The sequence below is a fragment of the Microbulbifer variabilis genome, from assembly GCF_052467165.1.
The window spans coordinates 2,390,143-2,416,161 of sequence record NZ_CP174301.1; the positions used below are offsets into that span (position 1 = coordinate 2,390,143).

26 protein-coding genes are annotated in these 26,019 nt (G+C 44.6%); 8 read left to right on the forward strand and 18 right to left on the reverse strand.

Going from position 1 to position 26,019, the window contains the following annotated elements:
• The first annotated feature begins 239 nt into the window (after nt 1-239).
• Nucleotides 240-983: a glutathione S-transferase family protein gene (locus ACJJIP_RS10550; protein WP_444946881.1), complete on the forward strand. Its 744-nt coding sequence runs from the start codon at nt 240-242 to the stop codon at nt 981-983.
• 110 nt (nt 984-1,093) lie between these two features.
• On the opposite strand, the gene ACJJIP_RS10555 is transcribed toward ACJJIP_RS10550, so the two are convergent.
• Nucleotides 1,094-1,894 carry a LysR family transcriptional regulator gene (locus ACJJIP_RS10555; RefSeq protein ID WP_444946882.1) on the reverse strand — a complete coding sequence of 267 codons (801 nt, stop codon included), beginning with the start codon at nt 1,892-1,894 and terminating at the stop codon, nt 1,094-1,096.
• A 258-nt stretch (nt 1,895-2,152) separates the two neighbouring features.
• Here ACJJIP_RS10555 and ACJJIP_RS10560 point away from each other — a divergent pair, with 258 nt between their 5' ends.
• The 4 genes from ACJJIP_RS10560 to ACJJIP_RS10575 all read left to right on the forward strand — a co-directional run bounded on the left by ACJJIP_RS10560 (nt 2,153) and on the right by ACJJIP_RS10575 (nt 5,916).
• Nucleotides 2,153-3,121 carry an LLM class oxidoreductase gene (locus ACJJIP_RS10560; RefSeq protein WP_444946883.1) on the forward strand — a complete coding sequence of 323 codons (969 nt, stop codon included), beginning with the start codon at nt 2,153-2,155 and terminating at the stop codon, nt 3,119-3,121.
• Between the two features lie 3 nt (nt 3,122-3,124).
• Nucleotides 3,125-3,943 carry an SDR family NAD(P)-dependent oxidoreductase gene (locus ACJJIP_RS10565; protein WP_444946884.1) on the forward strand — a complete coding sequence of 273 codons (819 nt, stop codon included), beginning with the start codon at nt 3,125-3,127 and terminating at the stop codon, nt 3,941-3,943.
• Between the two features lie 33 nt (nt 3,944-3,976).
• Nucleotides 3,977-4,822, forward strand: coding sequence for an enoyl-CoA hydratase/isomerase family protein (locus ACJJIP_RS10570; RefSeq protein WP_444946885.1), 846 nt, complete (start codon nt 3,977-3,979; stop codon nt 4,820-4,822).
• A gap of 101 nt (nt 4,823-4,923) precedes the next feature.
• Entirely contained in the window at nt 4,924-5,916 is a 993-nt protein-coding gene (locus ACJJIP_RS10575; protein WP_444946886.1) for a zinc-dependent alcohol dehydrogenase family protein, read from the forward strand.
• A gap of 264 nt (nt 5,917-6,180) precedes the next feature.
• Here ACJJIP_RS10575 and ACJJIP_RS10580 read toward each other — a convergent pair whose 3' ends face one another.
• The gene (locus tag ACJJIP_RS10580; RefSeq protein ID WP_444946887.1) at nt 6,181-7,224 is read right to left on the reverse strand and encodes a LysR family transcriptional regulator; all 1,044 of its coding nucleotides are present in this window, start codon (nt 7,222-7,224) and stop codon (nt 6,181-6,183) included.
• Between ACJJIP_RS10580 and ACJJIP_RS10585 the strand changes: the two genes are divergently transcribed.
• Together ACJJIP_RS10585 and ACJJIP_RS10590 are read left to right on the forward strand one after the other, a co-directional pair.
• Nucleotides 7,202-8,236 carry an alkene reductase gene (locus ACJJIP_RS10585; protein WP_444946888.1) on the forward strand — a complete coding sequence of 345 codons (1,035 nt, stop codon included), beginning with the start codon at nt 7,202-7,204 and terminating at the stop codon, nt 8,234-8,236. The two genes, ACJJIP_RS10580 and ACJJIP_RS10585, sit on opposite strands and share 23 nt — an antisense overlap.
• A 34-nt stretch (nt 8,237-8,270) precedes the next feature.
• Entirely contained in the window at nt 8,271-9,155 is an 885-nt protein-coding gene (locus ACJJIP_RS10590) for an SDR family oxidoreductase (RefSeq protein ID WP_444946889.1), read from the forward strand.
• 107 nt (nt 9,156-9,262) lie between these two features.
• Here ACJJIP_RS10590 and ACJJIP_RS10595 read toward each other — a convergent pair whose 3' ends face one another.
• The 9 genes from ACJJIP_RS10595 to ACJJIP_RS10635 all read right to left on the reverse strand — a co-directional run bounded on the left by ACJJIP_RS10595 (nt 9,263) and on the right by ACJJIP_RS10635 (nt 18,514).
• Nucleotides 9,263-9,598: a DUF6488 family protein gene (locus tag ACJJIP_RS10595; RefSeq protein WP_020415322.1), complete on the reverse strand. Its 336-nt coding sequence runs from the start codon at nt 9,596-9,598 to the stop codon at nt 9,263-9,265.
• 46 nt (nt 9,599-9,644) lie between these two features.
• Nucleotides 9,645-10,193, reverse strand: a complete 549-nt coding sequence (locus tag ACJJIP_RS10600) for a hypothetical protein (RefSeq protein ID WP_020415321.1) — start codon at nt 10,191-10,193, stop codon at nt 9,645-9,647.
• Between the two features lie 64 nt (nt 10,194-10,257).
• A complete protein-coding gene (locus ACJJIP_RS10605; protein WP_425411211.1) occupies nt 10,258-10,953 on the reverse strand; it encodes a HupE/UreJ family protein in 696 nt (231 codons plus the stop codon).
• Between the two features lie 62 nt (nt 10,954-11,015).
• Nucleotides 11,016-14,171, reverse strand: coding sequence for an efflux RND transporter permease subunit (locus ACJJIP_RS10610; protein WP_020415319.1), 3,156 nt, complete (start codon nt 14,169-14,171; stop codon nt 11,016-11,018).
• Nucleotides 14,172-14,180: 9 nt separating this feature from the next.
• Complete coding sequence (locus ACJJIP_RS10615) at nt 14,181-15,410, reverse strand: efflux RND transporter periplasmic adaptor subunit (RefSeq protein ID WP_444946890.1); 1,230 nt, start codon at nt 15,408-15,410, stop codon at nt 14,181-14,183.
• Complete coding sequence (locus tag ACJJIP_RS10620; RefSeq protein ID WP_444946891.1) at nt 15,407-16,651, reverse strand: TolC family protein; 1,245 nt, start codon at nt 16,649-16,651, stop codon at nt 15,407-15,409. Before ACJJIP_RS10620 ends, ACJJIP_RS10615 begins: the two co-directional genes overlap by 4 nt.
• Nucleotides 16,652-16,730: 79 nt before the next feature.
• A complete protein-coding gene (locus ACJJIP_RS10625) occupies nt 16,731-17,684 on the reverse strand; it encodes a hypothetical protein (protein ID WP_444946892.1) in 954 nt (317 codons plus the stop codon).
• Entirely contained in the window at nt 17,681-18,067 is a 387-nt protein-coding gene (locus ACJJIP_RS10630) for a BlaI/MecI/CopY family transcriptional regulator (protein ID WP_020415315.1), read from the reverse strand. The genes ACJJIP_RS10625 and ACJJIP_RS10630 overlap by 4 nt, the downstream gene beginning before the upstream one ends.
• A 99-nt stretch (nt 18,068-18,166) precedes the next feature.
• A complete protein-coding gene (locus ACJJIP_RS10635; protein WP_282950678.1) occupies nt 18,167-18,514 on the reverse strand; it encodes a hypothetical protein in 348 nt (115 codons plus the stop codon).
• A gap of 430 nt (nt 18,515-18,944) precedes the next feature.
• On the opposite strand from ACJJIP_RS10635, the gene ACJJIP_RS10640 reads away from it, so the two are divergent.
• Nucleotides 18,945-19,829, forward strand: coding sequence for a ketopantoate reductase family protein (locus ACJJIP_RS10640; protein WP_444946893.1), 885 nt, complete (start codon nt 18,945-18,947; stop codon nt 19,827-19,829).
• A gap of 157 nt (nt 19,830-19,986) precedes the next feature.
• Here ACJJIP_RS10640 and ACJJIP_RS10645 read toward each other — a convergent pair whose 3' ends face one another.
• From ACJJIP_RS10645 to ACJJIP_RS10675, 7 genes are all read right to left on the reverse strand, one after another.
• Nucleotides 19,987-20,781 (reverse strand): penicillin-binding transpeptidase domain-containing protein, encoded by a 795-nt coding sequence (locus ACJJIP_RS10645; protein ID WP_020415312.1) that lies wholly within the window; start codon nt 20,779-20,781, stop codon nt 19,987-19,989.
• 201 nt (nt 20,782-20,982) lie between these two features.
• Entirely contained in the window at nt 20,983-21,543 is a 561-nt protein-coding gene (locus ACJJIP_RS10650) for an HD domain-containing protein (RefSeq protein ID WP_444946894.1), read from the reverse strand.
• Complete coding sequence (locus tag ACJJIP_RS10655; protein WP_282950681.1) at nt 21,543-22,178, reverse strand: HAD-IA family hydrolase; 636 nt, start codon at nt 22,176-22,178, stop codon at nt 21,543-21,545. Before ACJJIP_RS10655 ends, ACJJIP_RS10650 begins: the two co-directional genes overlap by 1 nt.
• Before the next feature lie 271 nt (nt 22,179-22,449).
• On the reverse strand, nt 22,450-23,691 hold the full coding sequence (locus ACJJIP_RS10660) for a S8/S53 family peptidase (RefSeq protein ID WP_444946895.1): 1,242 nt from the start codon (nt 23,689-23,691) through the stop codon (nt 22,450-22,452).
• A gap of 471 nt (nt 23,692-24,162) precedes the next feature.
• Nucleotides 24,163-24,687, reverse strand: a complete 525-nt coding sequence (locus ACJJIP_RS10665) for a hypothetical protein (RefSeq protein WP_444946896.1) — start codon at nt 24,685-24,687, stop codon at nt 24,163-24,165.
• Nucleotides 24,688-25,180: 493 nt separating this feature from the next.
• Nucleotides 25,181-25,696 carry an isochorismatase family protein gene (locus ACJJIP_RS10670; protein ID WP_444946897.1) on the reverse strand — a complete coding sequence of 172 codons (516 nt, stop codon included), beginning with the start codon at nt 25,694-25,696 and terminating at the stop codon, nt 25,181-25,183.
• Between the two features lie 7 nt (nt 25,697-25,703).
• Entirely contained in the window at nt 25,704-25,925 is a 222-nt protein-coding gene (locus ACJJIP_RS10675; protein ID WP_444901648.1) for a hypothetical protein, read from the reverse strand.
• Nucleotides 25,926-26,019 lie beyond the last annotated feature (94 nt).

Here is a 26,019-nt window from a genome sequence, read left to right on the forward strand (position 1 = left end):
CAAACAATACAACTAAAGCACCTGGTTGTGTGCTTAGGGCAGTTTGAATGTGGCAACATAAATGCACCTCCAGAAGTCACGCTCCTAAACCCATTAAAACCATTTCCTGGGGAAGCAAGTGCCATTATGTAACAATAGATGTTGCATGATGGTAAGTGATATTGTAACCTTAATTGTTACTTGATATCGAGTTTTCAAAAACAGTCTTTGGTTGCTTCGTGTTGACAAAGGTGATGGAAATGACAAGTAATTTAGAGATATATAACTTTTCCTGGGCGCTCTATCCTCGAAGGATACATATCTATCTTGCGGAGAAAGGGCTGGATATCAAGTCAAGGGAGTATGATCCAAAAGTCGAAAAGAAATGGCCGCCACCCGAGGTACTAGAACTAAACCCCTATGGCAAACTTCCAATCCTGAAGATAGGTGAAGAAAATACGATTACAGAATCCCTCGCAATCATTCACTATCTGGAGAGAGCATTCCCAACTCCAAGCATGATCGGGGAAAGTGATATCGACTATGCCAACGTTATCAGGTTAACCACGATGGCAGACGAAGCAAATACGATACTGTCAATATGGAACTATAACATCAGTCCCGTTTTTCAAGAGAGAGAGTTACAGTTTAAAGATGCGGGATATAGCGGGGCCTATTATTTTATCAAACGCCTGGATGTTTTAGAGACAGCCATCAATGAAAATCATGAATTCATTTATGGAAACTCTCCCACCATTGCAGATTGCGTCACCTTCCCGTTAATTATGTTCCTAGACGAGTTTTATGACGTAAGACTCCCACGCCGCTTCAAGAAACTAAATTCCTGGTATGAACGATTTAAGGAAAGAGACAGTATTATTAAGCAAAACTATATAGAACAGTACCCAGATTCCCTATTAAAAATTTCCAGGGGGCTCGAAAAACAAGGAGATTTTTACTTGGAAGAAATTTGCGAAAGGATAGAAAAAGACTTACTAAACTAGTCTTAAATCTATTCCACTAACCCTCAACCCGAATGACACCAAGAAAAAAGAGCTGAAGAGCAAGCAATCATGCCAGGTATTAATTAGCTTCATTGCTTTAAGCGAAAAATCTAATGCTCCCAGATCGGAGGGCTCCCGATTTTCTCAACCAGGGAGCCCTCTAAAATTTCTGTTTGGATATTCCAGATAGAACTCATGTAAATTCCCACCCCTGCTTTTGCAGCGATACGCATGCTGGCGCCATCATCACAAGTCACTCGAGCTTTGCTGTGTGAAGGTGGGAATTGATAAGTAGTCTGATCGCTCGCAGATATGAGTTGTCTGGGTTTTGAATTGATAAAGGCCAAAAGCTGATGCGCAACTAGGTCTTCCGGCTTTTCGGGAACACCATATTTTTTCAAATAACTGGGAGAAGCGCATAGAACTCGCTTGTCATCCGCAAGCTTCCTAACAATTAAACTGCTATCTTCAACCGCATAATTGCGAAGCGCCAAATCAAAGCCACCCTCGATAAGGCTGACTTGTGTGTCTGAGAGCTTCAGCTCAACATTGACGCCAGGGTACCTTTCCAGGAATTCAGGCAGGATAGGCGCGATAAAATGCTGAACGAAAGTGCTCGATGCCGCAAACCTGAGTGTTCCGCTCACGGAGGAATTTCCACGCCCTAGCGCAGCAAATGCCGAATCCTCTTGTGCGATGATCTCCCGGGCAAAAGGTAGGAACTCCTCCCCCTCTATCGACAGTGAGACCTTGCGGGTAGATCGATGAAAAAGATCCGCCCCCAGCTGAACTTCAAGCTTGGACAAGCGGGCGCTGGCTACAGAGGGAGCCAATCCAAGCCTTCGCCCCGCAGAGCTTATATTCAGCATTTCTGCGGCCAGCACGAATAGCCGAACCCCATTTGTATCCACTTATTATCTCCAAAAACCGAATTCTGATTCCATTTATACGTCGTTTATACACTAATTCCAATGATTTAGTCTTGAATCATAGATCGAGCCAGCACTGATTGACGACTGGCCTAGGCTTTGTGGGAGATAAAAGATACATGTACGAGTGTTTATGAACGGCGGCGCAAAAAATGGCCAGGTCCAAGCCGCTGATAGTGATCTAGTTAGCACCTTTGGCCGCCAAGCCTCTCCTATCCGAGAAGCCTAGGAGCTACCTCAGTGCACTCTCAACACCAAGCTCAAGGTGGCTCTTTTGCTAGTATCAATGCCGGTTACAACGCTGTATTTAGGCCAGGTAAGCTCACGGTGGGACTTGTGGTTCCCATAGAGAATTACGCCACGAATCCAGTTCCAACAATGCTTAATCATGTTGAAAAGGTTCGGCTTGTGGAAGAACAGGGGTTTAGTGCGATTTGGCTTAGAGATGTCCCCTTCAATGTGCCTTCTTTTGGCGATGCGGGTCAAACTTTTGACCCATTCGTCTACCTTGGGCTGCTCTCAGGCCAGACATCGAAAATTGCCCTCGGCGTAGCCAGCATCATTTTGCCCTTACGTCACCCAGCGCATATCGCAAAAGCTGCTGCCTCTATTGATCAAATCTCAGGCGGGCGCTTAATTCTAGGGATCGCCAGTGGCGATCGTCCGGAAGAATATCCTGCGATGAATGTTTCGTATCAGGAGCGAGGGAAACTGTTCCGGGAGAGCTATAATTATATTCGCCGTGTAGCAGAGCCCTACCCCCAACTTCAGAGTTACTTTGGAGCAATTTCTGGCGATCTGGACATATTGCCCAAACCAGAAAAAACAAAGCTGCCTTTATTGATAACGGGCTCCTCTCAGCAGTCCCCAGACTGGCTCTCTAACAACGGAGATGGTTGGATCACCTATCCTCGCCCACACATCGCGAAAAAACAATTTATTGGCCAATTGAGAGATAACTCTGCCATTAACAAGCCAGTGATGGAACCTCTCTATATTGATATAACTGAAACTCCGGATGCCCTACCACACCCCATACACTTGGGATATCGACTGGGAATTAACCAATTATATCAATACCTTAAATCGCGAGAAGAGATCGGAGTTAACCATGTTGCTCTTAACCTCCGATTTAACCGGGTAAATATTGAAGAAACACTTGGAATAATTTCGGAATTAATTCTCCCACATTTTAATGAAAAGGAATAACAAGTGCGAAAGACCATTTTGTTGACAGGCGGTACTGACGGTATCGGATTAGAAACTGCAAAAATACTGGCAGCAAAGGATCCTACTTTGCTCTTACATGGCCGCAGCGATACAAAACTAGAAAGTGCAAAAGAAGCAATAAAGCAAAGCTATCCCAAGGCCCATATAGATACATTCCGAGCAGATTTATCCAATTTATCAGATGTGTTAGCACTGGTCTCAATGGTAAAAGTTCAATATTCAAATATTGATGTTCTTATCAATAATGCCGGCGTATTTAAAGTACAGAACCCAATAACCGACACGGGTTACGATGTTCGTTTTATCGTAAATGCTATTGCCCCCTACTTGTTAACGACACAGCTATTGCCGCTGTTTAGCGCCAATGGCCGCATTATTAATATATCCTCTGCAGCGCAAGCAACTGTGAACATCGAAGCGCTCAAAGGTCACCAACAACTATCCGACAGCGACGCTTATGCCCAAAGTAAATTGGCTCTCACTATGTGGACCTTTCAACTAGCCCGATCACTTGGCAACAAAGCACCACAATTCATTGCAATCAATCCCGCCTCATTTCTGGGCAGCAAAATGGTGAAAGATGCTTACGGAACTCAAGGGAAAGACTTAAGCATCGGCGCCAACATATTGGTTCGGGCGGCGCTCGATGATGAGTTCTCAAACGCTAGCGGTAAATACTTTGACAATGACATAGGCAATTGGTCCCAGCCGCACCCAGACGCGCTAGATGAGAAAAAGAGAAAGGTACTTATTGAAGAAATTGAGAACACTCTGGACAAACTCGGCATTAAAAATACCTAAGACGTTAACGCAATCAATTAAAAGGAATCCATCATGAAATATGAAGGTTTTACAACATTCACAGCGAAACAAGATGACGGAATCCTAACTGTGACATTTGACTTTGGTCCCGTGAATGTTCAAGGGCAGGAAATGCTGGCCGACTTAAACAGCCTGGCAATGCGCCTGGAACGGGATCGAGAGACCAAAGTCGTTGTGTTTCAGTCTGCAAATCCGGAGATTTGGGTATGTCATTACGACACTGAGCTATTAAAAGATATGTCTGACGAAGCTGTATCTCGCGAAGAAGCCCAACTGTTGGATTTACAGACTGTCTGTGAGCGCATCAGCAAGGTGCCCCAGGCAACGATCGCCAAATTAGAAGGTTTCGCCAGAGGTGGTGGCCATGAACTGGCCTTGGCACTCGATATGCGTTTCGCAGCCCGAGGAAAATATAAATTCATGCAAATGGAAGTGGGTATGGGAATCCTCCCCTGCGGGGGAGGCGCATCAAGGATGGCTCGCCAGACAGGACTGGGTAAAGCGCTGGAGATTATTCTCAGCGCCCGTGATTTCGATGCTGACGAAGCGGAAAGGCTCGGCACAATCAACAAAGCACTAGACCCAGATGAAATTGGCGAGTATGTCGATAGCCTGGCGAAGAGAATTGCTCAATTTCCAGCAGAATCAATCAATGCCTGTAAGCAGGCGGTTTATGAGTCAGTCGATAAGCCTATCAATGAAGCGCTAAAAGCGGAGGCCTATTGGCTGTATCAAGCAACCAGTAAAACACCTGCCTTAAAACGCTTCTCTATCGCAGATGAACAAGGGTTGGAACACGATATTGAAAATCAGCGGAACTGGAACCAACTGGTTATGGATGTACAAAAAATAAACTAGCAGTAGCAATTGGGCATCCGACGATTTACAGACTGCGATGCCCTACTTACTTCGGACACTTAGACAAAACTCTACAGAAAGTACACTTTCTGGGAATCAAAATGAGAGCAATGATTGTAAATACCTTTGGCGGCCCAGACGTATTTGAAGCTGCTGAAGTACCCAAGCCGACCACCAAAGCTGGCCATGTGCGGATTAAAATATCAGCAACCAGCGTCAATACCGTAGATACCATGATTCGCCAAATGGGACCTGCATTACCCCTTTCACCGAAAGCCCCGGCAATATTGGGTATGGATTTCGCTGGTGTTGTTGAAGAGATTGGCGAAGGTGTTACCGATTATCAGGTGGGCGATGAAGTCTATGGCTGCGCAGGTGGACTGGCTGACTTACCGGGAACATTAACCGAATATATTGTTGCAGACGCGAACTTAATTGCCCTGAAACCCGAGAACCTGACCATGCGGGAAGCAGCAGCTTTGCCCTTAGTAGGCATAACCGCCTACGAAGGGTTACAGCGTACGGGGGTTAAGCCTGGACAAAGTGTTCTTGTTCACGGTGGCTCGGGCGGTGTGGGTCATATAGCTGTACAACTGGCTCGTCACTTTGGTGCTGATGTTTACTCAACAGGCTCCGGAGATCCTCAACGGGCAATGATTGAAAAATTGGGGGCAACGCCGATTAACTACCGGACTGAATCAGTTGAGTCTTATGTACAGAAGTACACCAATGGAGCAGGCTTCGACATAGTATTCGACTCAGTCGGTGGTGCAAATATAACGAACTCTTTTGAGGCAGCAAAACTCAACGGCCAAGTAGCTACTACCGTTTCCACGATAGAACTTGACCTGACACCTGCTCATTTTAAAGGCTTGTCTTTGCATGTCATATTTATGTTAATTCCGATGCTACACAATTATCATCGTGGGGAACACGGACATATCTTAAAAGCACTAAAAGCCATTACTGAAGCAGGCGATCTCAAACCTGTGCTTGATGAAACTTCTTATAGTTTGCCTGATATTGGCAAGGCCCATGAACGGCTGGCAAGTGGGCAAGCTATGGGGAAAGTTGTTGTGAATATCGATCCCTAAGACTGACTAATAGAGATTTCAACTCGCAAATCTCCATTATTGATGGGAATAACGCTAAAAATGTAGATGTTCAGACCTGATATGATAGCCTCGGTTACTCAGATAATTTCATTTTAAGTCTGAACTGTTTCAACCAACTCACATTAATTTATCAACATATTTTTTTAAAGTAGACATCTTATTTGAAGAACAATTTCTCCACTCAATTTTGTAAGATGGCTTTAATCCCCTTATAGTTGTAAATGTATTAAAAATATACCAACCTTAAAAAGAGTCCCAAAATCTACCAGCAATTGGTCCCAAAGTGCGCTCTCTATTACGAATAATACATAGATCAAAACTGCTAAATGCTTCAATCCCCTCAACACTAATAGGTACAAGCAAACCTCGCTCCAGTTCACTCTTTATGAAATGCCTTGGTATCCGACCCCAACCAAGTCCAGCAAGGGTCAGCTCTTTTTTTGTGTGGTAGTCATTAACAAACCATCTGCGCCCAACTTCCAGCAAGTTGATATTTCCCTTATTTTTTGAGCGGCCCGTATCCCTGACGACAATTTGGGGTAGTTGTGCTGCTTCCAATTGTGAAATTTCATCGCCAGGAAAAACATCAGGAGCCACAACATTAACTAATTCGACCTGCCCTATTCTCTTCCACTCATGCTTGCTCTCAACGCCAAACAAAGTAGCAAATGCCAGATCAGCTTCATTGTCATCTATGCGCTCCATTACGCCAGACAATAGTTCAGTGCTAATACTAAAATCCGTATTAGGAAAAGACAGCACTATAGGTTTGATCTGTTCCAGAAGTGGGCTTAGCTCGACAATACCACTAATGACCACAGTAAACTTGGGTTCTATTCCCGCACCAAGCTGGTGCCCCATTACAGAGAGCTGCTCGAGGCTTTGCATAACTCTCTTAGTCTGCTGATAAAAAGCCTGCCCCTGTTTTGTGAGGTTCGGTCTATAGCTATCCCTATCAAATAAGGGAAAGCCAAATTCTTCTTCAAGCTTCTTAACCGCATTACTAATCGTCGGCTGGGTTTTGAAAATCGCCTTGGCCGCTCCACGAAAGCTTCCCTGCTCCACAACGGCAATAAACATCTTGAGCTGCTCTTGGGTCATATCAATACTCGATTCACAAAATCTATCATTTTGATCCAAATATACCATTATTATTTTATCGAGAGTATGGCTAATCTGCGTCCTGTCGAAACAAGCAGAGTCAACAGAAATGACTAAAAAAAGCAGTGATCTGAGCCTTTTTTCCCACGGAAAGCTCGGACATATGGAAACTGATAGCCGTATCATTATGGCTGCCTTGACACGTGCAAGGATCGGTCGAGATGGCGTACCAACAGACGTTAACGCCAAGTATTACGCCCAGCGTGCCAGTGCGGCGATGATTATCTCGGAAGCTACCGCGATCTCAGCCCAAGGGCTTGGATGGGTGAATACCCCAGGCATTTTTACGGAAGAGCAAATCACGGGCTGGAAAAAGGTTACCGATACTGTACATCGTCAGGGAGGAAAAATTTTTATCCAGCTCTGGCACATGGGACGAGAAGTACATCCAGACCTTATCGGCGGGCAAGCGCCTGTTGCTCCCTCGCCAATTGCAGCTGAGGGTGAAGCACATACTTATGAGGGGAAGAAGCCTTATGCAGTCCCGAAGGCTCTAACATGTGATGAGATTCAAGCTATTATCGCGGATTACAAGCAAGCAGCTAAGAATGCGCTTGTAGCCGGCTTTGATGGAGTTGAACTTCACGCTGCAGGGCCTTACCTTCCGGCTCAGTTTCTTCACGACAGCACCAATCATCGTACAGATGCCTACGGCGGCAGTGTAGAAAACAGAGCTCGCTTCATCTTCGAAGTAACTTCTGCATTATGTGAGGTCTGGGGATCAAATAGAGTTGGAATCAAGCTATCTCCGGAAATCAGCTTGACGGACAGTAATGCTCAAAAAACCTATCTATATGTTGTCAACCAACTGAACAGATATAACCTTGCCTATCTACAGATGATGGAACGGGCCTGGGACAGAGAGAACCAACCAAGCATTGACCACACCCAGCTACGCAAAACCTATAACGGTCTTTACGTAGCCAATGGAATGTATGATCTTAAATCCGCAAACAATGCCATTGCCGATGGCTCTGCCGATTACATTTCATTTGGCCGTTTATTTATATCCAATCCGGACCTCGTAGAGCGCCTCGCAAATAATGGCCCCTTTAACGAAGAGGATATGTCTTCATTTTTCGCTGGCGATGAACGCGGGTATTTAGACTACCCCTCATTAGTGACACAAAACTCTTAACTTACAAATATATCAATTTCACTTAGGTGTAATCATGGAAAAAATCTTAATTACCGGCGGCACCGGAAATAACGGCAAAGCCGTTCTGAAAAACTTTGCTAACACCAATATACCAGTCAGGGCCCTGCTTCGGGATCTTTCTAGAGCTCCAATCGTAGCTGACAATATCAGCTATGTAATAGGAGACTATGAGAATGAATCCTCACTACTGGAAGCTATGCAAGGTATCGAGACTGCCTTTTTGGTTACAGCATTCGAACCTTCATTTACTAATAAGCATGCCGCTTTTATTCGTATAGCGGAGCAAGCTGGAGTAAAGCATATTGTACAAATCTCCGGCTTAGGTGCTGATAAGGATTCACCAATTGACATAGCTAGATGGTTGGGAGAGGCAGAAGAGCATCTTATCGAATCAACGTTAAACTGGACAATTCTTCAGCCCGCCAGTTTTAACAGCAATTTCTTTGCCTCTGCAGAAGAAATTGCTCAACAAAGCACAATTAGTGCTCCATTTGGCTCTGCACCGGGGGCAGCTATTGTTACTGTTGACCATCAGGATATCGGTGATGTAGCAGCCAAAATACTAGTAGAACCGGGCGAGCATATTGGTAAGAAGTATATTCTTACTGGGGCAGAAAAATTAACTTATACGGATATATCAAATATATTATCTGAAGTCCTGCAGAGGAAGATAACCTATCAACCTATTAGTGATGAAGCAGCAAGGTCAGGATTATTAAGTTTGGGGGTTTCAGAGAGAGCTGCCGATGCGTTGGCACAGCTTTGGCCTGTAACCCGCGAGTGGGGGCACACGATTGAGCTTTCCAATCACGTAGAGCAACTTCTGGACAGAAAACCAACTTTACTCAAGACATTCTTTGAAAACGCAGCTAGCCAGTTCAGTAAAAAAGAGGTCTAAATGTAGAGCTATAATTACCCTCATAGCCGCATTGGGCATATCAGAGTTATAGGTCATGTTCCTGCGCCGATGCCTACAGACAGCAGTGCAGGAACATTACTGATTTTTTAACGATCAGTCACTTTAAAAGAAAGAAAGTACCCTTCCGTTGATAAAAACACTTTCAGTATTTTATCCAGGCCCCCATCCTTACCCTGAGTGCTGACAACCCACTGTCGCTGGTTGTCAACACGCTGCATGGCGGCATTGAGCGGCTTGCCAGACCAGGACTCGTTAAGCTTACCCTCTTTGATTAGGCGAGCTACTTCCTGGCTGGCGATGCCTTTGGCTTCTACCATAGATACAGTGGCAAAATTGTCTCTCTCATGGTCACCATGGGCGAAAGCAAGATTTGCGAAGCCTAAGGTAACTGATACACAGATGACTCGAATAAGTTTGTTCATAATACTCTCTTTCTTCTCGGTTTTAGCGAATGTTGATAGAAAAGCGTTACTGTTTGAGTCCAATAACCTCGTAGAACCCCTTTGTTTTTAGAGTGATTTTCACAGATTCCTGACCGTTATTCTTCCAATACCAGCCATGGGAACCATCAAAAGGCGTGGTGAGAGAGCCACTCATTTTATTTGCGGTAGCAATAGCAAAGCTCTCAAAGTAGCCGGTAGTATCGCCTGTGGGTTCGCCGTGAAAATCAAAGTAAAGCTCACCACTCTCCGTTACCCACTCATATTCCAAATGACCGTATTTATCCAATTGAAATTTGTATTCAATTCCACGGCCAGCGGGCACTTCAATAGTTGTAGTGTCAGTCCGATAAGCAAAGGACTGCTCGCCACGCTGCACTACTTCTGGTGCAGCAATTTCCTGCTCTTGACTGTTTAATTCAGTCAGTCCCAGTGCACTGCCAATTCCAGTAGGATCTATATTGTATTCAGCTGGCAGGATTACTGTGGTCAACATAATGGCTGCAAGCACGCCAGCAGCAAGTGTGGATTTAATCAGCGTTTGTGCAGTCTGCACTGGCATTTCAGTTGTATTCATTCTGTAAGCTCTAAATCTGAGTTCTTTCTGTTCAATAAACTTGTAAAAGCCACTTTCTGGCTATCTAACCTACGAAGTAGCCTGTCATCTGGTAACCCACCAACATCAGTCCACCACTCATTAGTAAGGTATTTGTCATGGTGGAAAAGCGCAGAAAACTGTCAAAGCGACGCCAATAATTGATGGCGAGAAGAATAAACAGCAACGCAACAAACTGACCAATTTCTACTCCGACATTAAAGGCCAGGATATTCTCCACCAACCCATCGCTGGACAGCTTGAATTCTTGTAATTTGGTTGCCAAACCAAAACCGTGGAAGAGTCCAAAAATCAGTACGGCAGCCTTGGTATTAGGCTGGAAGCCAAAAACCCGTTTGAAGCCGCCGAGATTATCGAAGCCTTTATAGACAATGGATAATCCAATAATGGCATCGATCAAATAGGCATTCACATGGGTGTCGTTAAGCACTCCAAATAACAAAGTTAAGCTATGACCGAGCGTAAAGAAGCTTACATAGATAAGAACATCTTTTGATCGATATAAAAAGAAAATGACTCCCACCAGGAACAGCAGGTGGTCATAGCCAGTCACCATATGCTTGGCGCCAATATATAGAAAGGGAATAATAGATACCCCTTCGTTGCCGGCAAGAAAAGTCTTGGTCGCATCGTCCACTCCATGGGCAAATAGCGGCATAGATATCACCATACCTGCTATCAGCGTCATCAAGCCGAAAACTGTTTTTAAACTATTGAGCAACGTTACTATCTCCCGTTTTTAAAGTTCTAAATTCTTGTGAACCAAAGCGCACACAGGCCCAGTTAACTGGCTCCAGCCAGAGCCACTTCAGGGTTATCTTGTAAGCTCTCAGACTTGGCATTCCTGCCATGTAAAATTCTGTAGAGTGCCGGTAAGACTAAAAGCGTCAGGATTGTTGATGAGACAATACCGCCAATAACCACCGTAGCCAGTGGGCGCTGTACTTCAGAGCCAATACCAGTATTCAGGGCCATGGGCACAAAACCGAGTGAGGCAACCAGTGCGGTACTAATGACCGGACGTAAGCGGATCAGGGCGCCCTCAATAATGGCCTTTTCTATGCTGTAACCTTGGTCACGCAGATCCCGAATAAAGGAAACCATTACCAGGCCGTTAAGGATGGCAATCCCGGAAAGTGCGATAAAACCAACGGCTGCGGAAATGGAGAAAGGGATATCCCGCAACATTAAAGAGAGCACACCGCCGGTTAATGCGAGGGGTATACCGGTAAAAATAATTGCCGCATCTTTTATGGAGCGAAGTGCCAGCAGGAGAAGCCCCATAATCAACACAAGGGTCAGCGGCACTACAATCGATAAGCGTTCAGTAGCAGACTGTAGCGTTTGATAGGTTCCGCCGTATTCAACCCAGTAACCGGGTGGTATTTCCACTTTATCGGAAACGGACTGCTGTACATCAGCAACAAAGCTACCCAGATCCCTACCCCGCACATTGGCCGTTACCACTACCCTGCGTTTACCGTTCTCGCGGAAAACCTGATTGATACCGGCAGTGAGTTCCAAGCTGGCAATTTCCTCCAGGGGCACATAGTTGCCATTGGGTCGATGAATCGGCAGTTTCTTTAGCGCATCCAAATCCTGGCGCAATACCTCTGGCAAACGCACAACAATATCGGTGCGGCGGTCTCCTTCATAAAAGCGGCCAGCAACCGTACCTCCCAGGGCGGTTGCCAGCTGCTCCTGTACCTGATTGATAGCCAGCCCATACTGGGTTAGTGCGGCCTGGTCAGGAACAATGGCGAGAACCGGTAAACCGCTGGTTTGCTCCATCTGTATATCAGCAACGCCTTCTACACTGCCAATAGCCGCTTCAATTTCACCGCCCAAACGCTCTAATTGCTCAAAGTCATCGCCAAAGACTTTGATCGCCAATTCCGCACGCACCCCAGCTAAAAGCTCGTTAAAGCGCATCTGGATTGGCTGGAGAAATTCATAGCGGTTGCCGGGGATTGGCTCTACCAACTTTGCCAGCTCTTCTACCAATTGCTCTTTCGGCTTATCCGGATCTGGCCACTGAGACCTGGGTTTTAGGATAATAAAGTTATCGGCAACACTTGGGGGAACGGCATCGGTAGCCACTTCCGCAGTACCAATTTTGGCGAATACACGCTCCACTTCGGGCAACTCTTTAATCCGCTCCTCCAAGGATTTTTGTAGTGCAATCGCTTGTTCCAGGGATGTGCCGGGAATACGCAAGGCGTGCATGGCAATATCGCCTTCATCCAGATTCGGCACAAATTCGCTACCCATTCTGCTTGCCGTATAACAGGAAACCAACACCAGTAGCGCAGCAATAGCGACAACCATGCCACGCTGGCGCAGTGCAAACTCCAAGGCCGGGCGATAAAAGCTATTCAGCTTCTCAAGTGCAGGGTTTTTCTTTTCGATCACCGGTTTGCGAAATAGCAGCGCTATGCCGGCTGGCACCAAAGTGATGGAAAGAAACATCGCAGAAAGCAGCGCAATCACCACGGTAATTGCCATCGGATGGAACATCTTGCCCTCCACTCCGGTCAGGGCAAAAATGGGTAAATACACGGCTGTGATAATGAAAACACCAAACATGGCCGGGCGAATCACTTCCCGCGTCGATTGAAATACCAGGGTAAGCCGCTCTTTAAGACTCAACTGGCCACGCTCGCGGGCGGATTCGCTGAGACGTCGCAGACAGTTCTCGACAATAATGATGGCCCCATCCACCAACAAGCCAAAGTCCAGCGCCCCCAGACTCATCAGGTTTGCACTTACGCGGGCCTGAACCATGCCGGTGATAGTCATTAACATGGCTACCGGAATGACCAGCGCAGTGAGAATTGCTGCGCGAACATTCCCCAGCAGCAGGAAAAGAACCGCGATAACCAGCAGCGCACCTTCCATAAGATTGGTTTGGATCGTGCGCAATGTCTGGTCAACCAGACCGGTACGATCATAAACCGCAGTCAATGTGATACCAGGCGGTAGGCTCTGTTTGATATCCTCTAGCTTTTCACCAACTGCACCTGCAACGGTGCGACTATTTTCGCCAACCAGCATGAAAACGGTGCTCATCACCACTTCCCTGCCGTTCTGAGTAGCCGCCCCGGTGCGCATTTCGCGCCCCTCTTCGATCTTGGCCAAGTCGCCAAGGCGAATAGCAACGCCATTCACTTCCGCAACCAGGAAATCCTTCAGTGTCTCTAACGAGCTTGCCTGCCCCGGAACCCGCAACAACCACTGGGCGCCACTGTGTTCAATAAAGCCTACACCGCGGTTACGATTATTCTCCTCGATCGAGCGAATCAGGTCTTCCTGCGTCAGGCCGAATGCCAGCAGTTTATCCGGCTCTATAGCAATCAGAATTTCTCTCTTGAACCCGCCGATCGGATTGACTTCCACCACACCAGGTACACGCAGTAACTGCGGGCGCACAATCCAGTCATGCACCGAACGCAAGTCTTTAGGTGTTACGGCACTGCCATCAGCATTGGTGGCTCCAGGTTCAGAGTCCACTGTGAACATAAAAATTTCACCAAGACCCGTGGCGATGGGTCCAAGCTCCGGCTCCAAACCAGCAGGCAGTGCACCACGTACACTAGTGAGCCGTTCATTCACTAACTGGCGGGCAAAATAAATATCGGTGCCATCTTCAAAAATCACCGTAACCTGGGACAACCCATACCGCGAAACGGAACGTGTATAAGCAAGGCTCGGCAATCCAGCCATTGCATTTTCCACAGGGTATGTAACCCGTTGCTCAACTTCTTTTGGGGTATACCCCGGTGCCTCCGTATTAATAACCACCTGGATATTGGTAATATCTGGTACTGCATCAATGGGCAGCCGGGTGAAATTCCAAATCCCCAAACCGCACAGTAATAGCACAAGGGCAATAACCAGTCCGCGATTTTGAATTGAGGTTCTTATCAAGTACTCAAGCATGTCGAACCCTCAGTGATCGTGGGATGCACCGGACTTTTCAATGTCCGCTTTAATGATGTAGCTGTTACCGGTGACATACTCGATTCCCGGTCGAATCCCCCCCAGCACTTCAACCCAATCACCGGCTTCACGCCCTAACTCCAACATACGCACTTCATACTGGTCGCCCACCTTGGCATAAACGACAGTAAAATCGCGGAACGCCTGTAAACCGGAACGCTTGACGGCAAGAGGCACCTCATATTCAGCAACTTGGATATCGCCGCTTACAAAAGAACCCGGTGCGAGGCCTGCGGGAATATCTTGCAGTGACACTCGAACGGCGGTGGCTTGATTGGGTTTCATCAAAGTATCAATTTGTTTCACTACCCCGAGCAGAGGAGTATCCAAGGACTTGATATTGACGGAAACGGGCGCGCCCTGGCGAATCTGGGGGCGTGTCGAGGGAAAAACATCCAGCTCTGCCAACAAAGCAGTATCATCGGCAACCGTTAATAAAACTCGACCTGCGGTCTGTTCACCAGGGTTTACATTGCGCTGGACAACTACACCGGCAATTGGTGATTGAATAGTGTAGGTGTTTAGGTTTTGATTGCTGTTAATGGCAATTAGGGGTTGCCCTTTTTTAACGCGCTCCCCCAATCCCACCTGCACAGCTTCTACATAGCCGTCGAAACGTGCACTAATTTCACGTACCTGCTCTGGGTCTACAATAAGCCTGCCGTAAGCGCGGCTGGTTTCACTCATCCTGGCTGGGCCAACGGTTTCCGTATCAATTTCCATGGATTCAGCAATAGCGGATTCAATACGGGTTCGCCCCTCAAAGTTATCATATTGCCAACGGTGTTCTTGCCCCTGGTACTTGGCTGTTAGAGTCACAACAAATGAGTGGGGCTCATAGATCACCATATCACCACGCAGATAATCCCCCTCGGGCCTGAACTCGATGTGATCCTCTCCATCTCCAAGCCTTGTAAGAACCACTTTAAGATCAACCTGCTGAGGATTAACCAGCTCTCCATCATTACTCACCCAAACCCGAAACTCCGGGGGAACACCAGTTTCATAAATACTTAGCTCAACGGCAAAATCACCTTCTCGCAACATGCGCCCACGATTGGGCCCTTTTTCCGGTTCCGCCCCTGCGACAGCTCCGGCCGCATAGACACTGCCGCTGCCACTAAGGAACAAGGAAAGTAAAGCACTGAATATCAGGCTGGAAAAAACTGCGGATCTCATATCTCGCTCTCGCTTATCTGTGCCACTGACAGGCCGGTGAGTTTTTCAATTTCAATCAGGCTAAGGTGTGCGTTGTACTGTGCCTGGAGCAGTGAAAGCTGCGCATCGGTAAGTCCCTGTTGGGCTAGTGCCAATTCCGAGTAGTTATAGCGGCCACGTCGATAGGCTTTTTGCGTAGCGGTGAGCGCCTTATCCAGACTGGGAATCATCTTTTCATTCAAGGCGGCAGCCACGTGCCGGTGATGCTGTAGCCTTTGGGTCATCACAAAGAGTTGTGTATCCAATGCAATCTCTTTCGCATTTCTTTCTGCTCGGAAACGATTCTGTTCCGCCCTCAAAGCAGATACCTTGCCGCGATTGCGATCGCCCTTTCCTAGTGGGATTGCGAAGCCGGCCACCAATCCATAATCTCCGCTCGCTTCGTTGCGACGAATTCCTGTATCAATCCGCCACTGAATGCCCGCTTCTGCACGTGCCAAATCAATTTCCGCCTGCTTCACGCGCTCGCGGCTCATGAATATTTCCAAATTTGGGTTGCTCGCAACCAAGCTTCGCAATCTAGATAAATCAACTTCTGGAATGACACTGGAAAGAGAGCCCGCCACCCCAAGAAAGCTGGGCTCTCTGGAGCCCCACTGGGCAGCTAATTGATATCTGGCAATATCCAATTCGTGTTCGACATCTTCCACAGCTAAGAGTCGACGCTGCAAATCGACTTCAGCCCGAAAAGCATCGGCTTCATTCGTTCTGCCAACACTAACCTGACGATTAATTTCAGCGGTCATATTGCGAGCCAGGTCGACAGCTGTTTTAGCAATTTTCAGGCGTTCCTGGTGCGCCAGGACCTGGAAAAAGTAACGCGCGGTATTAGCGGCAATTTCCAATTCAAGAACCTGCTTTTGGGCCTCAATCACAGGAGTCTTGCTGCGTGCAGCCAATACACGTTTTTCTGCGAGATCACCCTGTAATAGCCAACTGATGCCGACTGTTACCTGGGAACTGTCGTTGCCATCGCTGCTCTTATCCTCTCCCACCCCCTCAGCGGCAACACTAAGCTCCGGTCGTGGTCCTAGCTTGGCGTGCTCGGATAGAGCATCCACAGCTTCAAACTGATATCGGTAACCCGCCAGTTCAGGGTGATTTTGCAAGCTTTTAAGAATTGCCTGCTCATAAGTGAGGCCCGATAACTCCTCGCCCTGCTCTGCCCTAAGGGCCCCACTCAATACGACTAAAATGAACACAGCCCCGGCCATAAAAAACCGATCTATAGTCGGTTTTTTAGTTATGACTAAACGCAAACAATTAAACACTTCGGCTTCCTTAGTGGGAGAACAGGGTTTCGACGGTGTGGTGGAGCGCATCCACCGACACAAGGCAAGTGCCAGTGAGAACTACAAACAATCCAGCTAACAATAAAGGGGATAAGTTGCGCCCCTTATTATCAGACAGCAAGTAACGTATACGGGCATCCAACTGGTCAAGAGCGAAATAACAGACCAATGCTGAACTTCTCTCTTTGGGCTGCAACCCATTGGAGATACGGGTTACCTTAAGCAGGGTTTGGGCGATAAAGGTCTCACTCCACCCCTGCCTATGGGCATAAGCGTCTGCATGCTGCTCCATACACAGCGCCATCTGCCGATTCAGATAATTCCCCAAACGCGTAGGGAAAAAGCTGGCAAACAAAGCGAATATTAATTTCTTCAGAGGATCAAATTTTTGCACATGGGCTTCCTCATGTAGGCGCACCACCTCAAACTCTTCCGCTGTTAACTGGTCTCGCAGACCGCTGGTATAAAACCCTTGTGGACGGAGCAGACCACTGGTGAAAGCTTGGGGACCCTGGGCCTGGATAATACTCTGATCAGACTTATCCCTTTCGCAAAGTTGCATTAACAATCGGAGCTGCGCCAAATGACGATGAACTCGTTTAAAACTTTGAAACACCAAAAACCCGGTAAGGAAAAGAAACGCAATGGTAAAAACACCATGCCAACTGTAGAGATTAAAAGCGTTGATATGGTGCCAGTGCGCCAGAGATGCAACGCCCCCTAAAAGGTTTGGGAATGCCAGGATAACAGCGGCAGAGAAAGCCGCGAACCACGGCAGCAATACCGCGCTCCATAGCAGTAAACGCCGACTACTGGCAGACAAGCGAAGTGAATGCCGGGAAGCAGAAAGGCAGGCAGCTGACACCAGTATAATGCCGACAAACAGGCCAAGCGCCGCAATAGTCAGCAGGTTTAACCAGAGTGCAACCTGCCCCAAAATCATTCGCGATCACCCTGCTGGCGTTTTACCTTCTGGCTTTCGATCAACTGCTCCAGTTGCTCTAATTGACTTTCGCTCAGTTCCGATGAGATAGAGGTAAATGCGGCTACCAGCCCGTTCTCATCATCAACAAACTCACGAGTAACGTCTTGAATCAGCTGCCCGACAAACTCATAGCGCTCCACTGCCGGGCTGTATTGGAATGCATGCCCCTGCTTCTCCCGGGACAGCAAACCTTTCTTGTAGAGGCGGTCCAGCGTGCTTTGGATGGTATTGAGAGATCCTCCACGGGCCCGGCTCAAGTCCGAGTGGACCTGTTTGGCATCCGCAGATTTTCTATCCCAGAGATATTGGAGCACCTGTTTCTCAAGATCGCCAAGTCGCATAGACCATTATTCCAACAGTGAAAATCATTCTTTAAGTGATGGTAGAACGTCAAAAACCGATCGTCAATAGGTTTTTCTGATGGTATAAACCTATATCAACTACGATTTATCATGCATCATCTCCACTCGCTCTCTCGGACTGATTATCTTGGCATCCATATCTACTTTGGGACCAAATACCCGATCCGATACTTTCCTAGGGAACTTTATCTTTTCAACAATCCCACCTGTTTTTTTCGCCACCAACCTAAAGCCATCCCATCCAATAAAATAACCTAGTACTGCTGAAACAATATAAAGAAAAATATATGATGCAATTAATATTTCTCCATAAGATAGAAATAACAAATCACCAACATCGCTTACTCCCACTGCAGTTCTTGCTCCTCTGGCAAAAAATGCAATATATGCGAATAAAGCAAATGTAGGAGGGATAAAACCAAGCATTATGCCTCTCATTATTTTATCCAGCTGGCTTGGCTTATACATTAATTACTGACTCAATTTACCTGGAAGTGGAAATAAAAAAAATCCAATCATAGTTAAGTTACTCAGATGATGGCCCAAGGGGTTTAGCGGCACGTAACTAAGGATTTACACCATCGATTTTAACCTAGAGATATACCAAATAAAACACATCAAATTTTTGACAATTGATGACTTAAATGAGCTCAAGTCTTGCTGACCTTTACTTAACCATTACCGCTGTACAGAATAGTTAACAGGTCATATATAGAAAGACATAATGAATATCGCGCCTAAGGGAAGAAAGTCTTTTAATTGCGCTACACTTATTGATTGTTCCACTTAAAGTACCCATCTACAGAAAGTGCCCGCGCTAATTTGTGCTATCAATCATAAAATGTGAAAAGTTACCATGAAAGACGAGAAAATATTAGTTCTTGGAGCAGGTTCAGTTGGCTCATATCTAGCTACAAAACTTTACAATGCGCAGTACCATGTAGACGTCATAGGCCGAAAAGCTGAAAAAGTTGGAAGACAACTTTACATCAATAACAAAAAGTATAATTTCCCTCCAGTTTCTAAAGCATTAAAAAACGGCACCTCTTATGACATTGTACTGTTAACTTCCAAGCTTTTTGATGTAAAAGAAAATCTGGACCTTTTAGCCAAAAGCAAGATCAAGTCAAAAATCAATATTTTGCTGCAAAATTGTATTTTTGACACATCCGAATTTATAGGCTCAAGTGAAAGGAATACTTTCATCGCTGTTGTTAATGACGGATTTAATTTGCGTGGCAATCAGCTCACTTACATTAGAGGTAAAGGCTTTCTTATAGAAAAAAGTGAGCACACATGTAAAATATATTCCGTATTTAAGGATGCAGAAATTGAGATAGCTACAACCAAACAGATCTCTCAGCAGAGAGCTATAAAAGCCATCTTTAACTGCTCAACCAATATATTCTCTGCGATTTATTTAAAGAACTATAAAGGTTTATTCGAAGACGAAAAAATAACTAAAAGGATAAGAAATACATACTTTGAGTCATATGATATTTTATCAAGAAAGATTGAATTTGATCAAAGTAAAGAGACTCTTTGGGACAACATTTATCATAGAGTAAAGGATATGAATCATTACCCATCCACTTACCAGGATATCAAAGAGAATAAAAAAACTGAAATTGCCTCCTTAAATGGCCATATCGTTGAACTCGGAAGGAAGATGAATATCCCCACTCCTTACAATTCCAAAGCGATAAAGGAGTTCAACTCAAGATATCCAAACCTATATTAAAATTATATTCTAATATATTTTATCACTAACATATAATTATTTTTAATGGTTGGCCTACCGAAATCCATAACCTGTAGCACAAACTCTTCACAAAGGAAATACAATGAGTCCGTTAGCATATTGACTCATTGTATGCATATGAAGTATTAGGGGTTATTTAAAGGATCCCAAGCTTTATTAACTGCTGCTTAGCCATTTTAACTCTATTCTTTTGAACCTCACCAAACGTATCCCCGTCCATATTAAGCGCAAAGTAATGCACATTATCCTTGGATTCCACAATACCAATATACCAGCCTAATGCGTATCCTTTTGAGGTTTGCCCTCCACCCGTTTTTGCATAGAATTTATATTTGTCAGTTTCCTCAACCAGCATGATTTTTTTAAAAGAAACCAATGTATCTGAGGATACCGGCAGTTGCCCACTAAATAACTTATGTAGGAAGTTAACCTGTTCTCGAGCAGAAATCTTTAAACTACCATCTAACCAGAAACGATCCACTCCAGAGGAAATATCCATATTTCCGTAGTTAAATCTTGTCAAATACTGATTCATTCTTTCCACACCAACCTGAAAGGCGATTTGCTGGTATATAGGAACTGCAGAATTTTGGAACGCAGCCCGTATTGGGAGTGGCTTTTCATACCAAACCGTAGGCCACCACCTCTGTGCTGGGTACTTCTCATGGTCGTAAGTGAGCTCTTGATTCAAGCTACTTACAACACCCAAATCCAGGGCTATTAAGGTATTGGGTATTTTAAAGGTGGAAAAAGGTGAAAGCCTTGTATCTGCTCTGCTTTGATTGATAACTGTAAACTTGGATTCACGTTCACTCTTAAGAACAAATGTACAGGACTCATCACATATCAAATCCTCGGAAGCCCAAGCATGACTGGTAATCAAAAATGCAAAAAAAGTGCCTACTCTCAAGCAACGTTTAATGACATTCATTATTTTCTAAACCTTTTTTTGATTGAGGCACTAAAAATCTGTCAGCAAGCTAAAACACCGCCAGTCAATGCCCAGTAAACCACTAACATAGCAGTTATCCAATGGACTGACATCTCAAATAAAATCAAATCTTCATTGAAGCTGAAGTTATCTTCATCTTGGAACTATGTGTACGAAATCGGAATATGGTATAAGAATTTGCTAACCGATATACTTTCGATAGCTTTCAATACGCTTTTGGAGCCTGGCACCCAACAACTCATTTGCTTCATGTAAATGTTGATAGATAACCATTGCCTCTTGCAGGTATGCAGATTTCCTCACTGAATCCCAGTGTGCCGGTGGTTCAGATAAATTGGTTATTCGATCCGCAAGTTTTACCATCCAAATTTCTTTAGGCTGAAGCTTAATACGCTTCAGCGAATCAAGCATCTGTTCCTGCTTTGTAACTAATGTATCGTCTTTAGTGAGTGCCTGAACACCCTCAGCTACATCCCCACCAAATGTGAACTTTATGAATTCAAAATCAAACTCAGTATCTTCCAAAGTATCATGGAGTAAAGCACACTGAATGGCGAGGTTACCGTTAAGGTTAACATCTGAAGCTAATCCAAAGATCAACTCCATAGCCACACTTCCGATATGATTAATGTACGGGAAATCTTGACCAGCTACCGAACTAGCGTACCTTTGCCCACTATGTACTAAGGTTGCAAAATTCCAGGCTTTGAGATATACGTCTTGCGACCAATTTAACTTCATTAAATCCCTGCGTTTATTAATGCTGGTAGTGAATTCATGGTTGTAAAACTTATAACACCATCAATATCACATTTTTCATTATATCGATTGTAAAAGAAAGTACTCATACCGGCTTTGGAACCCGCTTCGACACCTACGGGCCCATCATCTACTACGACACACTGTTCAGCCGTATAACCCATCTCTTTGGCAGCATGCAAATAGATACCAGGATCAGGCTTCCAGATCCCCACATCATATGAGCTGTATAGGTTATCGCCAAAATAATGAGATAACCCACATAGCTTTAGCGCATGCTTGATTTTAGACAATGGCCCACTGGAAACCACAGCTTTAGGCCCATTCAGTGCCTCAAGAGCGTTGATCACACCATTCACTGGCTTTAGCTCTCTATCGAACAGGTCTGATACTACCGAGCGATATTCATCAACAAAATTATCCGGTAGAGTCACCTCATTCTCTCGCTCTAAAATCACGAGAATACTGGCCAATTTCCATCCTCTAAAGCGTATAACCAACTCCTCCGGATCAAGCTTTATGGCGTATCGATGGAACATTTTGGCCAAACCGATATTACAGAGATACTCACTGTCAACTAAGGTACCGTCATTATCAAAAAGAAAGCACTTATCCATTACACTCTCCATTTATATAAATTCACCAGAAGTCATTCAGCCAGGATATTTGGCAATCAATATTGACAAGGCCGTTTACTTGAATATTCGATGGGAGGTTAAAGGTATAGTATACTAATTAATTTGCAATGATATCTTCGATTATTACTGGGGATGAGAGCCACTTTTGAGCTTATCTCTTTATTACTTGATCTAGGCAGGAACCCAATAGTATCTAACCTGACAGAGAAGTCCCTGCCAGATTAGAAATCTTCTAAATATCAATTACTGACTACTTTTCAGCAGTACGTGGATGGGGCTTATATCTGCCCTTACCTTTCACCTTATGCCACGCTCTTTGAGCATCAACAAAACCGAGACCTGTATTGTTAGCCCCCAGATGTGAGTGTCTTGCTGTCGATTGAAGTGCTTGTACTACCCTTTGAGTTGCCTCACTCCCAGAGAAACCATAGCGTTCTGCAGCATCCAGTAAAAGAACGCTCACTGCTGCCAGTTGTGGCGCGGAAAAGGAACTACCGGACTCAAAATTGTTGCTTGAAGCTGAGTAGACCGCATCACCCGCGATTGCAAAGCTTCGATCACTAGCCAACTGATTGTACCCAGGCACGGTGGCGGTCAGTGAAACCTCATTTGAAAAAGGCTGCAAATTAATCGCGAACATTAAGTTCTTATCACCAGGCTGACCCTCATTTCGCACAAGAAATGATTTTATTAACTCCAGGTCGTAAGTGAAAAAGCTACCAAGCGGCGGCAGACCTAAGCGCTCACGAACATCTGTATTTACTCCATCCAAGTCTGTTCCTGTATTACCAATGGACTTTGTAAAGATTTTTGTCTGCAGGATACTGGATAAATGATCGGCAAACTCCTGATCTAACTGATCGTCGGTAATGTGAAATGCCCTGCTCATGTTGATAACACTAATATCCTCACGAGCACGCATGTATTCCATAGCTTCGTTGTAAGTTTTACTCTCTGTACTCACTGGAACAATAGTGGCCTTAGGCGCGATATCCAGGATGATATCAATCACAGTATTTCCGTGCAGAAAAGTAATAGGGTCACCAAATTGAACTTCAGCCTCAATATTTGGGTACATTTCACGCTGCTCCTTCAATCGTATAGGGTCAAATAAATCGAATACCGCTATAACGATCCCTTCTCCATCAAAATGCCTAACTAAACTTTGCTGTTTAAGACTGTAGCTCGGCACATAGGGCAATAAAAATTCATTAATTGCTAACCTGAACTCATCCAATTCATGAATAGCTGCTTCAAATACCGGCAGATTCTCTTGCTGATAATCTTCCGGCTGGAAAGTGTACAATAGTTCAGCCAGTACAATAAATTCAGTAATAGACTGGCCCCACTTATGCATCAGTAGATCTTCTACCATGTATAAAGATTTATACCTTCCCTGGTATTGATCGAAATCAGCTGCTAAGTAGCTATCAAATATCGGGGTAATGGGCTCTTCCCAAGACCAGGGAGTAAGCTCCTTGATGGTATCCAAAGACTCTCGTGCTTGCTCTACGTTCGGGTCAGATGCGAGCACTTTAAAACTGAATACAATCAGTAGAACCGTCAATATAACCTTATTCAAAACTATTTTCCTTTTATACTGGAATTTATTTGGATATTTTAGTTTGGACTACTACAAGCCAAGGGTGACAACACCGCAATTTCTCCCCGGCAGGATCTCTTAGCAGTGAATAAATAGGAACATGGAAGATACGGAAAGGCAATGATAGGCTAACAAATTTTGAGTAAAGTCACATTCAATTGAATAGACTTTAAATTGAAAAATCAGGAGGAGATATTGAACGATTCAGATCTATTTGATAACAATAAGTGAGAAACCAGAGTACGGTCAATGATGCCTAGTTTATCTTTACTAGATTAGAATTCATCTGACAAGCACCCTCTAAAAAATGTCACTGTGAAATCAAGCCTGAAATCAGATTTAACACTATAAAATCTGCATTCAATCACGTCTAAGATCGATTTTAAGTTTCCATATTTTGCCCCAGTGAATATAATTGCCGTAGAAAATAGGTTCTTTGAGGCTATGATTTCTTGAGGTTAAACTTACCTGGCTCTTTTCGAGGGTACCCGCGCTTCTATTTACGCCCGATCTGACGGGAATCAGGACAACATACCCATATCCCCCTTTTTTTGCCCATTCTTTGGAATGAAGGTGATCCAAGTCACCCAGACCTCTATCAGGCTTTTCGAAACCAGCTTTCTCCCACGCAGTTCCATAACTTGTATAATTAGGGTTGACCCAAATATGCTCTTCCTCTGGAATATAATCCCTCAGTGGCGAGTTTGTAATATTTTTTAGGCGGAGAGCATTACCTGAAGTAACTCCTGGGATTGATATAACGGTTCCAAGACTCCTTAAGACTTGCTCATCTCTAACCGCAACAGGTAAGTCATCTTTTAAAACTAGAGTGTCGCGCTTTTCATCATACGTTCGATTGAAGTCATTTTCGTCTATTGTAAACATAATTTCTCTCTAACTTTTATTAAAACCCAGAAATCAATTTAAAATATAATTATCAATTTATTTATGCATCATAAAAAATCCATCTCCTTCTGATTACGGAGATACTTTAAGGAGCGCTATACAAAGCACATCATACATAGCGGAACAGATAATCATGACAGGCAATCAGGACGAACAATATTTGATCACCTCATGAAGAGACCATGGGTATATACGCTTTTGTCTGAAAGCGATCTCAATATTTATGGTATTCCCCGATGTGTCAATAGCTCTGACACTTAATGCTTTATAAGAGGGCAAATCTTCGGGAAGTTTAAGCAGAATTGGTCCATATCGACTGTACTACTCATGAACTAGGAGATTTTTTATACTTCAGACCTAAACCCAGCTCGTCAAAATGCCTACCCATCAAATGTTGATATATGTCCTTTGTAGGCATAATCACTCACTGAAAATCAAGATTAACAATGGACTTGATTATGCCTACGCTTACTTAGAATTCCTTTCTAATCAATTTAACAGCTTCCTTTGTGGTTAATATATCATTAGCCATATACTTGAAGTTAATCATTGCCGCTTCGTAGCAATCACCCTCAGGCAAATTTGCACCAGCTGTTGCATCATTTACAACAGCCACTTCAAACCCTTGTTCTAACAGTTCGCGCATATGAGATTCTGTGCATAGATTTGCAGACATCCCTGCAAGAATTACTTTATCAATACCCTGCTTTCTCAATTGAAGTACTAAATCATTTGTTTCAGGGCCATAAATTTTATGTGGGCCGGTCACAACAGTCTTACCATTATTTATATATGGCTTATATTGCTCCAACCAATCAGCTCCAGAGTTTTCAAATCCGTTTAAACTTAGAGGGTCCTCTCGGTTGAACATACCAAGTTTGTGCATTACCACTTCGAGGCTCCCCTCAAACTTCCACTTGTGATCATGAGGATAGTAATAATGCGGAGAAATAAATAAAGGCACATTCTTTTTCCCTGCAACTTTCATTAACCGTTCAAGGTTCTGAACTGTATTTTTTTTCTACACTTTCTCCCACCACACCCCAGGTAACACCAGTAGGGCTTAAGAAATCATTCTGCGGGTCGGTTATTACGATTGCAGTCCGCTCAGGATCAATTTTCATACCAGGTTCAGCTTGATCGGCAAAGCAATTCAGTGAGAAAGAGATAAGTCCTAGTGTTACAACTGGCGCTACTAGATTATTTAAAAAGTTCATCAGGTATTTTCCTATCCAAAGCTCTTAAGTTATGTAGGGTAAGTAAGCAGGGCATTGCTAGCGCTTAACCTGGAACGTATAATATCTTCACAAT